This window comes from Collinsella tanakaei (genome assembly GCF_016900375.1).
Lineage (GTDB): Bacteria > Actinomycetota > Coriobacteriia > Coriobacteriales > Coriobacteriaceae > Collinsella.
Genome location: NZ_JACJKB010000060.1, coordinates 1 through 350 on the forward strand (window position 1 = coordinate 1; position 350 = coordinate 350).

The window sequence follows — 350 nt, forward strand, 5'->3', positions numbered from 1 at the left end:
CACGAGGCGGGGCTTGAATTGCGATGGCGGGAAGTACGGGGCTCGAACCCGCGACCTCCGACGTGACAGGCCGGCGCTCTAACCAAACTGAGCTAACTCCCCATCACAGCTCGTCGCTGCGAGTGATAAGTATATCGGGTTCCCGAGATATGGCTAGAGGGCATTTCGGCTTCACAAGCACACCACAACGTGCGCCGCCCGAGCCATGCAGCACAGGCAGCACGCGCATCGACAGCAAAAAGCCCCACACGAGGCGGGGCTTGAATTGCGATGGCGGGAAGTACGGGGCTCGAACCCGCGACCTCCGACGTGACAGGCCGGCGCTCTAACCAAACTGAGCTAACTCCCCA

Annotated in this window: 2 tRNA genes; both read right to left on the reverse strand. The window is 61.7% G+C overall.

Going from position 1 to position 350, the window contains the following annotated elements:
• Positions 1-24: 24 nt before the first annotated feature.
• A tRNA-Asp gene (locus H6A16_RS10600) sits at positions 25-102 on the reverse strand.
• 169 nt (positions 103-271) lie between these two features.
• Positions 272-349 (reverse strand) — tRNA-Asp (locus tag H6A16_RS10605).
• Between the last annotated feature and the right edge of the window lies 1 nt (position 350).